A 10426-nucleotide genomic window follows, 5' to 3' on the forward strand; every position below is an offset into this window, starting at 1 on the left:
GAGCACGCGGGGTTCGGAGAGCGCGGGTCGGTGAGCGGAGACGAGCCGCTAGGAGGTCGCCGGGCGGACGGGGCCCGTCGACTCCCGGATGGTGAAGACCGCCGACGGCGGGTCGGGAGACTCCTCGACGGTCTCGCCGAGCAGTTCGAGCAGCCGCAGGGCCGCGGCGCTGCTGACCAGCCGGGCGTTCTGGCTGATGGTGGTCAGCCTGGGGTGCAGCCAGCGGCCGAGGGCCAGGTCGTCGTGCCCGATCACCGAAAGGTCCTCGGGGACCCGCAGCCCCATGCGCTGCGCGGTGGCGATGCCGGTGAGCGCCATCGTGTCGTTGGCGTAGAAGACCGCCGTCGGGCGGCTGGACGACTCGCCCATCAGCTGCCGCGTCGCCTCGGCGGTGGCCTCGTTGGTGAACTCCGTGTCGACCATCGCCCGGAGCGTGAGGCCGTGCCGCGCCAGCGACCGCTCCAGCCGGCGGCGACGCAGCCGGATGTAGACGCGGTCCCCGGGCCCGGCCAGATAGGCGATGTCCCGGTGCCCGAGCTCCACGAGGTGGTCCACCGCGGCCGACATCGCGTCCTCGAGTCCCGCCGAGTGCACGCATTCGACGGCTCCCTCGCGCCAGGGGCGGCCGATCAGCAGCCCGGGCACGCCGAGCCTGCGGAGCAGGTCGGGCCGCGGGTCACCGACCCGGCTGTCCGTGAGGAGGAACGCGTCGACCCGGCGCTCGCGGACCAACCGCTCGTAGAGCATGGTCTCCCGCTCGGGTTCGGAGCCGATCACGTGCAGCCGCAGGCCGTAGTCGCGCGGGCCGAGCTCGTGCTCCAGGCCGGCGACCGTCTCGGCGAAGAACAGGTCCGCGGCCAGCGGGTCCGGATCCTGGGCCAGGACGAGGCCGATGGTCCGGGTGCGCTCCCCGCGCAGCGCCGAGGCGCTGGCGCTGGGCGACCAGCCGAGCTTGCCGGCCGCCTCCAGGATGCGGTCCCGCGTCGGCCCGGAGATGCCGCCGTGGCCGTTGAACACCTTGGACACGGCGGACTTGGACACCCCCGCCAGGGCCGCCACGTCCAGGATGGTGGGCCGGGAGCCACGCCGGGGAGCCGTGCGCTCCCGCGCGTCGTCACGATGGGTGGTCATGTCTCCCTGCCCTCGCGTGCGGGTCGGAGGAGGGGCTCACGTCTTCACCGCGCCGCTGATCAGTGCCTGCTCCATCCTGCGCTGGAGCACCACGTACACGATATAGACCGGGACGAGGGTGACGGCCGTGCCCGCCATCAGCACCCCGTACTCGGTGGCCTGGTTGGCCTGGAGCGTCGGGAGCGCGACCTGGATCGTCCGCTGGGCGGTGTCCGGGCCGATGATGACCAACGAGTAGAGGTACTCGTTCCAGAAGTTCAGGAAGTTCAGCAGCAGCACGGTCGCGATGCCCGGCATGCTCAGCGGCACGAAGACCCGCCACAGCACGGTCCAGGTCCCGGCGCCGTCGACGCGGGCGCTCTCCTCCGGCTCCGGGGGCACGGAGCGCATGAACTGGGTGAGCACGATGACGGACAGCGGCATCGCCCCGGCCGGCAGCAGCAGGATGAGGAAGGTCCTGGTGTGGAACAGGCCGGTGTAGGCCGCCAGCAGGAACGTGGGCACCAGGGCCGCGAAGGTGGGCACCAGGAAGCCGAGGCCGAAGATCCGCTCCAGCAGGACGGCGGCCCGGCCTCGGCTCCGGGCCAGCGCGAAGGACGCCGGGACGGCCAGCAGCAGGGTGAGCGCGAGCGCGGCCGCGGTGACCAGCGCGGAGTTGATCAGGGCCAGGTCGAGCCGGGCGTAGCGGAAGGCGTCCTCGAAGTAGTGCCACACCGGGTCGACCGGCGGCGTCAGCGGCTGGTCGAAGATCGCGGTGGTCTCCTTGAACGAGGAGATCAGCAGGTAGTACAGGGGCACCATGAGGGCGAGGGCGTAGAGCCAGACCAGGGAGTGGCTCAGGGCCCACAGCGCCCGGCTCCCTCGGCCGCCGCGCTGGGCTCGACGCCGGTCCTCCGTGCCGCGGGCGTGGGGTTGCCGCCGGGGCCGCCCGGATCGGTGGTCGCGCCTGGTGGGCGGCGCGTGGTCGATGCTCGACATGGGTGCTCCCGGGTGGTCAGTAGTTCTGCCGCAACGCGCGGCGGATGGCGAGCATGCCGAGGAGTCCGGCGACGAAGAGCAGGACTCCGGCCGCCTGGCTGTAGCCGAGGTCGGACTGGACGAACGCCTTGTTGTAGACGAGGAAGGAGAGGTTGGTGGTGGAGTTGCCGGGGCCGCCCTGGGTGAGCAGCAGGACGTTCTGCGCCGAGGCGAAGAGGATCCACAGGAACTGCAGCATGGTCACCACGCCGACGTAGTCACGGGCGATGGGGAACGCGATGCGCCACATCCGGCGCCAGTGTCCGGCGCCGTCCAGTTCCGCCGCCTCGTAGACCTCGCCCGGAATGCCGCCCAGCCGGGCGGCGAAGAGGACGGCGGTGAAGCCGATGCCGTTCCACAGGTCGATGGCGATGAGGCAGGCCAGCGCGGTGTCGGTGTCCGCGAGCCAGGCGCGGGCGAGCGACCCCAGTCCCCCGCTCTCCAGCACGCCGTTGAGCAGCCCGTTCGGGGCCATGACGCTGTAGGCGATCATCGCCTTGGCGGAGGCCGAGATCAGCGCGGGGGTGAACAGCACCACCCGCAGCACCCGGTGGCCGCGCGGCCGCAGGGTCAGGTAGTAGCCGAGCATGAAGGCCAACGTGATCATGATCGGCAGCACCACGGCGAGCTGGATCGCGCTGACGTGCTGTTCAGCGACATCACGGTGGAGACCCGCTTCTTCCACGCCGGCTGGTGGGGCCGCGGGGAGCCGATCGCCATCATGGCCGTGCCGTGGACCGACCGGTGCGGCACCATCCGCAACGTGCGCGTCCGCAACGTGCTGTGCCGTTCCGAGAACGGCGTGCTGGTGCTCGCCCAGGAGCCCGGGGCCATCCAGGGCCTGGTGCTGGAAGGGCGTCCGGGTCGAGATCGACCGCTGGAGCCGGTGGGAGGGCGGCCACGCCGACCTGCGCCCGCGCCGCGCCGAACCGTTCCCCGCGCTGCCCACCGACGGCTTCCACCTGGCGAACGTGGCGGACGCCGTGCTGCGCGACTGCGAAGTTGCCTGGACCCAGCGGCCGGCCGACGGCCGTCACGCCCTCTACGCCGAGAACTGCCCGGGGTTGACGAACCGCGACTTCCGCGGCGAGGCGGCCCACCCGTCCCGGCAGGACCCGGTCGTCGTCAGCTGACCCCGCCACCACCCGACACCGGCGCGCGCGGCCGTCCCGAGGGAGGGTCGCGCGCGCCGGCGCGGTCACGGACTGATCCCCGGTCCCGGTGTGACTCATCCGGCTCACGCCGGTACGGTTCGGGGTGGGACCGCACGGCCGCCCGCGGGCGCGCGCTGCGGTGTGGGGGTACAGGCAGTTGGTGCGGGAGGGTGGACGTGCTCACAGGGTGGGATTCCTCGTGCGCGGGCGCGGAGCGGGCGCCGGGCGGGGAGCGGATATCCGGACGTGGCTCCGGACGTATCAGACGGGTGACCGGAGGGATGTCCGCGCGGGTGTCCGGTCCGGCGGCCCGCAGGGGTTGCTTATCCCGTCGGCAGGACGGGGAATCCGTATGACCAACCACGCCAGACTTCCGCGGCGGCAGCTCCTCGCCGCCTCCACCGCGGCGGTCACCACCGCGGTGACCGCGGCCGCGCTGAGCGCCAGCTGCTCGTCCTCGGGCGGCTCCGCCGACGCGCCGCGGGTGCCCACGCCGACGCGCTCCGCGGTCCGCGCCGCGCCGCCCGAGTCGCTGCCGCCGAACATCCTGCTGTTCACGCTGGACGACATGGCGGCGAGCACCCCCGGCTGCTTCGGCGGCCGTTCGGACGTGACGCCCACGCTCGACGGCCTCGCCGCGGAGGGGATGACGTTCCACCAGGCGCACGTTCCGGTCGCGGTCTGCGCGCCGAGCCGGGCCGCCCTGATGACCGGGCTCTATCCGCACCGCAGCGGCGCCGTGGGCTTCGGTCCGGTGGCCGACGACGTGCCGCTGCTGACCGACCTGCTGTACGAGCGCGGGTATCTCACGGGCATCCTCGGGAAGCTGGGCCATCTCGATCCCGTCTCCCGGTACCGGTGGGACCTGGCGCGGGACAACACCGACCTCGGACTCGGCCGGAGCCCGGAGCGGTACGCGCAGCAGGCGAACGGCCTCTTCGACCGTGCCGCGTCCGAACGCCGTCCGTTCTTCCTGATGGTCAACGCCCACGATCCGCACCGGCCGTTCCACGGCAGCCGGGAGGAGCGGGACACCTACACCCCGGCGCAGCTCGCCGACGTGTCGCGGCCGTCGATGACGTTCACCGAACGCGAGGCGGACGTGCCCGGCTACCTCGACGACCTGGCCGGCGTCCGCACCGAGCTCGCGCAGTACCAGAGCAGCTGCCGGCGGGCGGACGACACGCTCGCGGCCGTGCTCACCGCGCTCGACGCCGCGGGCCTGACCGAGAACACCGTCGTGGCGGTGTTCTCCGACAACGGCATGGCGTTCCCGTTCGCCAAGGCCAACTGCTACCAGCAGAGCACCCGGTCGCCGCTGGTCATGCGCTGGCCCGGCGTCGTCCCCCAGGGCCGGGCCGACTCCCGCCACTTCGTGTCCACCCTCGACCTCTTCCCCACGCTGTGCCGCGCCGCGGGCGTCTCCGCGCCGGACGACCTCGACGGCGCCGACCTCACCCCGCTGCTCACCGGTGACGCCGACCGCGGCGGCGCGCCGGGCCGGGACCGCGTGCACACCGTCTTCCACGAGACCAGCAGCGGCGAGCGGTTCGAGATGCGCGCCACCCACGACGAGCGGTGGAGCTACATCTGGAACGCGTGGTCCGACGGGGAGCGGGCGTGGCGGAACATGAGCGTGGACGGCGAGGCGTGGAGCGCCATGCGGTCCGCCGCCGCCACCAACCGGTCGCTCGCCTCGCGCGTCGACTTCTTCCTGCGCCGCGCCCCTGAGGAGCTGTACGACCTGAGCGCGGACCCGGACGCCCGCACCAACCTGGCGTCCGCGCCGCGGGCGCGGGAGATCCTGCACCAGCGCCGGACGATCACCCACAACTGGATGCGGCGGACGGGTGACCCGCTGCGGAACAGGTACCTGGAGACCGTCATCCGGTCGGCCGGCTGACGGCGGCCCCGACCCTCGGGGCTAGCGTGGTGACATGGCTGGTGACATGGCAGAGCCAGTGGACGGCGAGCTGCGCTTCACCGTGCTGGGGCCGGTCCGGGCCTGGCGCGGGGAACGGGAGTTACGGCTCGGCTCGCCGCAACAGCGCGCCGTGCTGGTGGCGTTGCTCCTACGGGGCGGACGCGCGGTGCCCCCGGAGGACCTCGTCGACGCGGTGTGGGGGGAGGACCCGCCGCCGGCCGCCGTTTCCGTTCTGCGGACCTACGCGTCCCGGCTGCGCAGGGTGCTGGAGCCGGACCGTCCGGCCGACCGGCCGCCGCGCGTCCTCAGGTCCGTGGCCGGTGGCTACGCGCTGCACCTCGGCGAGGACGCGCTCGACGCGCGGGTCCGCGAGCGGCAGGTCGCCCGGGCGCGCCAGGCCCGGGCGGACGGGGAACCGCGGGAGGCCGCCGCGTTGCTCCGTGCCGCGCTGGCCGACTGGGAGAGCGTGGCGCTGGTCGGCGTCCCGGGACCGCTCGCCGAGGCGGAACGCGCCCGGCTCGCCGAGGCCAGGATCGCCGCCGTGGAGGCCCGGCTGGCGGTGGACCTCGAACTCGGCCGCCACAACGAGCTGGTGGCCGAGCTGACCGCCCTGGTCGCCGAGTACCCGCTGCGCGAGCGGCTGTGCCGGTACCTGATGCTCGCGCTGTACCGCTCGGGCCGGCAGGCCGAGGCGCTCGCGGTCTTCTCCGACACCCGGCGCACGCTGGTCTCGGAGCTGGGCGTGGAACCTGGCCACCCGCTGCGGGACCTACACGCCCGGGTGCTGGCCGGCGATCCGGGGCTGGCCCCGGCCCCCGAGGCCGTGGAGCCGGCCGCCGAGCTGACCGTTCGCCCGGAGCAACTGCCGAGCGCGGTCCCCGACTTCGTCGGCCGCGAGGAGGAGGTCGAACAGCTGCGCGCGGCGCTCGGCGCGCCGTCCGACACCCCGGCGGCGGCCACCGCGGTGGTGGTCGGGATGGGCGGCGTCGGCAAGACGACGCTGGCGGTGCGGGTCGCCCACGCGCTCCCCGACCGCTTCCCCGAGGGGCGGCTGTACACGGACCTGCGCGGGGCGGACGACAGTCCGGCGGATCCGCACACCGTGCTGGCCGCGTTCCTACGCGCGCTCGGCGCGCCGGACGGTTCGGTGCCCGGCGATCCGGCCGAACGGGCGGCGCAGTACCGTTCCCTGCTGGCCCGGCGGCGGGTGCTCGTGGTGCTCGACAACGCGCACGACACCGACCAGGTGACCCCGCTGCTGCCCGGCTCGCCCTCCTGCGCCGCGATCGTCACCAGCCGCTTCCGGCTGGCCGCGTTACCCGCCACGCGGCGGATCGAACTGGCCGGGTTCACCCCCCGGCAGGCGCTCGACCTCTTCACCAGGATCGCCGGTGACGCGCGCGCCGCCGCCGAACCGGCCGCGGCCATGCGGGTGGTGCGGGCGTGCGGCGGGCTGCCGCTGGCGGTGCGCGTCGTGGCCTCCCGGCTGGCGGTGCGGCCCGGCTGGAGCGTCGCGGCGCTGGCGGACCGGTTGGCCGACGAGCGGCAGCGGCTCGAACAGCTGCGCGCCGAAAGCCTGGCCGTCGAGTCGTCGTTCCGGCTCGGCTACGCGCAGCTCGACGCGGAGCACGCGCACGCCTTCCGGCTCCTCTCCCTCCCCGAGGTGCCGGACATCTCGTTGGACGCCGCGGCGGCCGTCCTCGGCCTGCCCCGAGGCACGGCGGAACGGGCCCTGGAGCAGCTGGTGGACGCCGGCATGCTGGAGTCCCCGGCCGCGGACCGGTACCGGTACCACGACCTGCTGCGGCTGTTCGCCCGGCAGCGGGCGGAGCGCGAGGGCACCTCGGGGGAGCTCGACGCCGCGCTCGGCCGGCTCCTCGACCACTGCCTGGCCACCGCGCGCACCGCCTACCGGCTCGTCCGGCCCGCGCACTCCGTGCCGGACGCGCTCGGCCGCACCGCCGCCCGTGGCCTGCCCCTGGCCGACGCGACGGCGGCCCGGGCCTGGGCCGACCGCGAGTTGGCCGGGCTCCTCGCGGTGGCGGTCCAGGCGGCCACCGGACCCCCGGAGCTCACCGCGGTCGCCGCCGACCTGGTCTGGGCCCTCGACCCGCTGCTGGAGGAGCGTTTCGGGTGGCACGACGCCGTGCCGGCCTGCCGGGCCCTCGCCCGGGCCGCGCGGGACGCGGGCGACGAGCGCGCCGAGGCCCGGGTGCGGTACATGCTCGCCGGCGCCCTCATGCAGGTGGGGAGGTGGGTCGAGGTGGAGGAGCACGCCCGGGAGGCGATCGCGCTGGCCCGCGCGGCCCACGACCCGACCACCGTGGCGCTGACGCTCAACGTGAGCGGCGTCAACGCCTCCTACCGTGACGACGACTCCGCGGCGCTCGACTACCTGGAGGAGGCCGTCGCGATCAGCCGCGGCCTCGACGACCGGGGGATCGAGGAGTACGTGCTGGGCAACCTCATCCAGTCGCGCATCGAGCTGGGACACCGCGACGCGTCGCTGCTGGCCGACGCCAGACACCATCTCGCCCTCACCGAGCGGATCGGCGAGCCCTTCACCACGGCCCGTTCGCTGTACCGGCTCGGCCAGGTACTGCGGCGACTCGGACGCAGGCACCGGGCGATCGCCACCCACCGCCGGGGCCTCGACCTCCTCGAACCGGACGGGCCACTGCTGCTGCGGTCAGGCCACCTGTTCCGCCTCGCCGAGGCGCTGCGCGCCGTGAACCGGCCGCAGGAGGCGGTCGGCGAGGCCGAACGGGCCCTCGTGATGCTCCGGGAGATCAGGTTCGGGGCGCTGGAGGCCCGTACCCTGCGCTTCATCGGCGACGTGCTGCACGACCTCCGCCAGGTCGACCGGGCACGGGCCTGCTGGCGCGAGGCGTACGACCTCCTGATCCGACTCGACCTGCCCACCGGCGACCTCCCCGCGCTGCTCGCCGGCGCGTCCCGGGCGGCCGGGGACGGCTGACCGCGCGGCCCGCGCCGCCGCGCCCGCCGCCGACCCCCTCGTTCACCAGATCCGTCCACCAGATCCGTCCAGCCGGTCCGTCCACCAGGTCCCTCCACTAGGTCCGTCCAGCCGGTCGTCCACCAGGTCCCTCCACCAGGTCCGTCCAGCCGGTCCGTCCACCAGGTCCCTCCACCAGGTCCGTCCAGCCGGTCCGTCCACGCCGGCGTCAAGCGTTCGTCAACGCGGTGTGCAACGGCCTGGGCAAGACTCCCGGCGTCGCCAGGACCAGGCCGCGTCGACGGACCGGTCAGGCGGCGGTGACGCCGTGTCCGTGCCCCGGTTCGGCGTCCGCACGACGCGTTCCGGAGGTAGAGGGAAGAGTGATGAAGACGTCCTGGTGGAGTTCGGGCGAGGATGCGCGGACCTACGCGTCGCTCGGCAATCCGCTGGAGTGGCGGGTCGCCTATCCGGAGCTGTTCCGGCGCCTGGAGTTCGGCCCGCAAACGCCTGGTCCGGTGCTGGACTACGGGTGCGGCCCCGGCGCGGTCGCCTCGCACGTCGCCGGCCGCTACGGGTACGACGTGGTGGGCTGCGACGTTTCGGGCGACATGATCGACATCGCCCGTCGGTACGTCGCGAGACCGGGCGTCCGCTTCCTGAAGCTGGCGAACCAGCGCGTCGACGGGTTCCCCGCCAGCTCCTTCGGCGCGGCCCTGTGCACCTTCGTGCTGTGCGTGATCGACGACCGGGAGAGGCATCTGGAGATCGGCCGGGAGATCCGTCGACTGCTCCGCCCCGGGGCGCCGTTCGGCCTGGTCGTGCCCCATCCCGACAGCGTGGGCGTGCAGTTCGGCACGTGCCGTAGCGGTGACCCCAGGGCCTCGTACGCGCCAGGTGATCCGATGACGACCTGCCTCACCGCGAACGACAGGGAACTGGTCATCGAGGACTACTACTGGCCGACGGAGTGGTACGCGAAGCTGCTGGTCGAGTGCGGGTTCCAGGACGTGTCCTGCCACGCCCCGCTGGCCGGGGAGGGCGAACCCGCCCGCGCCCCCTTCCTCCTCGTGACCGGGAGGAAATGAGGCGTGTGCCCCATCGACGAGCACTCCCCCGCCCCGCAGGGCGGGTTGACCGCCGGCAGCATCGGGGTGCGGTCCGTGATGCCCCCGCGGGAGGCCGCGGGCCCACTGGTCGCGCCCCTCAGCCTGGCCACGGCCCACCACCAGGATCTCGACGACGTCGCGCCAACCCGCTACGGGCGGTGGGGACACGACTCGGCGGCGGCCCTCGAGGAAGTGCTGGGGACCCTCGACGGCGGAACGGCCGTCGTCTTCAACAGCGGCATGTCCGCCGTCTCCACGGTCCTGATGAGCCTGCTGGGTGCCGGCGACGCCCTGGTCGTCGGCGCGGACGCCTACTACGAGACCCGGCAGATCGCCGACCAGCTGGCCGCGCGCGGCGTGGACGTCCGGCCCCTCACGGACGTGGCGCGGCAGCTGCCCGAGGCGGTGACCGGCGCCCGGCTGGTGGTCCTGGAATCGCCGACCAACCCGCTGATGCGCATCCACGACCTGCGTGAATGCGCCCGGTTGAGCCACGCGGCCGGCGCGCTGCTCGCGGTGGACAACTCGATGTCGTCCCCGCTCGGCCAGCGTCCGCTCGACCTCGGCGCCGACCTGGTCATCACCAGCGACGCGAAGGTCGTCGGCGGCCACAACGACATCATCCTGGGACACGTGACGGCCCGCGGCCCCGAGCTGGTGGAACGGCTGCGCTCCTGGCGGCATCTGCACGGGACGATCCCCTCGGCGTTCGACTGCTGGCTGACCCGGCGTTCCGTCGGCTCGCTGGAGATCCGCCTCGCCCGGCAGACGGCGAACGCCGCGGCGCTGACCGAGGTGCTGCACCGGCGCCCCGAGGTGCTCGACCTCCGCTGGCCGGGCTGGCGGCTCGACCCCGACCACGCCGTGGCGTCGCGGCAGATGCTCCGCGGCGGCGGGCTGCTGTCCTTCCGGCTGCCCGGACGGGACCACCTGCACCGCTTCCTCAAGGCCAGCAGCCTCGTCGTGCCGGCCACCAGCTACGGCGGGCTGCAGACCATGGCCAACGACATCGCCACCTGGCCGCATCTCGCGGTGCCGCCGGGCCTGGTGCGGATCTCCTGCGGCTGCGAGCCGACCCGGGACCTGGTGGACGACGTCGTCCGCGCCCTGGACGCCGCCGCGTGACGCCAACGTC

7 protein-coding genes and 1 pseudogene are annotated in these 10426 nt (G+C 73.9%); 5 read left to right on the forward strand and 3 right to left on the reverse strand.

The window, feature by feature from the left end; genetic code table 11:
• Positions 1-48: 48 nt before the first annotated feature.
• The 3 genes and pseudogenes from ABGB06_RS36865 to ABGB06_RS36875 all read right to left on the reverse strand — a co-directional run.
• Positions 49-1131, reverse strand: coding sequence for a LacI family DNA-binding transcriptional regulator (locus tag ABGB06_RS36865; RefSeq protein ID WP_347599146.1), 1083 nt, complete (start codon positions 1129-1131; stop codon positions 49-51).
• A 36-nt stretch (positions 1132-1167) separates the two neighbouring features.
• Positions 1168-1932, reverse strand: coding sequence for a carbohydrate ABC transporter permease (locus ABGB06_RS36870; RefSeq protein ID WP_347599213.1), 765 nt, complete (start codon positions 1930-1932; stop codon positions 1168-1170).
• A gap of 193 nt (positions 1933-2125) precedes the next feature.
• Positions 2126-2788, reverse strand: a pseudogene (locus ABGB06_RS36875) (sugar ABC transporter permease); the annotation flags it as partial.
• A gap of 331 nt (positions 2789-3119) precedes the next feature.
• Between ABGB06_RS36875 and ABGB06_RS36880 the strand changes: the two are divergent.
• The 5 genes from ABGB06_RS36880 to ABGB06_RS36900 all read left to right on the forward strand — a co-directional run bounded on the left by ABGB06_RS36880 (position 3120) and on the right by ABGB06_RS36900 (position 10416).
• A complete protein-coding gene (locus ABGB06_RS36880; RefSeq protein WP_347599149.1) occupies positions 3120-3281 on the forward strand; it encodes a hypothetical protein in 162 nt (53 codons plus the stop codon).
• Positions 3282-3654: 373 nt separating this feature from the next.
• A complete protein-coding gene (locus ABGB06_RS36885; RefSeq protein WP_347599152.1) occupies positions 3655-5205 on the forward strand; it encodes a sulfatase in 1551 nt (516 codons plus the stop codon).
• A gap of 46 nt (positions 5206-5251) precedes the next feature.
• Complete coding sequence (locus tag ABGB06_RS36890) at positions 5252-8203, forward strand: BTAD domain-containing putative transcriptional regulator (protein WP_347599155.1); 2952 nt, start codon at positions 5252-5254, stop codon at positions 8201-8203.
• Between the two features lie 365 nt (positions 8204-8568).
• On the forward strand, positions 8569-9270 hold the full coding sequence (locus tag ABGB06_RS36895; protein WP_347599158.1) for a class I SAM-dependent methyltransferase: 702 nt from the start codon (positions 8569-8571) through the stop codon (positions 9268-9270).
• A 3-nt stretch (positions 9271-9273) separates the two neighbouring features.
• Entirely contained in the window at positions 9274-10416 is a 1143-nt protein-coding gene (locus ABGB06_RS36900) for a PLP-dependent transferase (protein ID WP_347599161.1), read from the forward strand.
• Positions 10417-10426 lie beyond the last annotated feature (10 nt).

The organism is Streptomyces sp. B6B3 (assembly GCF_039871525.1).
GTDB lineage: Bacteria > Actinomycetota > Actinomycetes > Streptomycetales > Streptomycetaceae > Streptomyces.

Excerpts from the sequence above, each read along its gene's own strand:
- ABGB06_RS36865 (WP_347599146.1), bottom strand. The coding sequence starts at position 1,131 with ATGACCACCCATCGTGACGACGCGCGGGAGCGCACGGCTCCCCGGCGT.
- ABGB06_RS36870 (WP_347599213.1), bottom strand. The coding sequence starts at position 1,932 with ATGGTGCCCCTGTACTACCTGCTGATCTCCTCGTTCAAGGAGACCACC.
- ABGB06_RS36885 (WP_347599152.1), top strand. The coding sequence starts at position 3,655 with ATGACCAACCACGCCAGACTTCCGCGGCGGCAGCTCCTCGCCGCCTCC.
- ABGB06_RS36890 (WP_347599155.1), top strand. The coding sequence starts at position 5,252 with ATGGCAGAGCCAGTGGACGGCGAGCTGCGCTTCACCGTGCTGGGGCCG.
- ABGB06_RS36895 (WP_347599158.1), top strand. The coding sequence starts at position 8,569 with ATGAAGACGTCCTGGTGGAGTTCGGGCGAGGATGCGCGGACCTACGCG.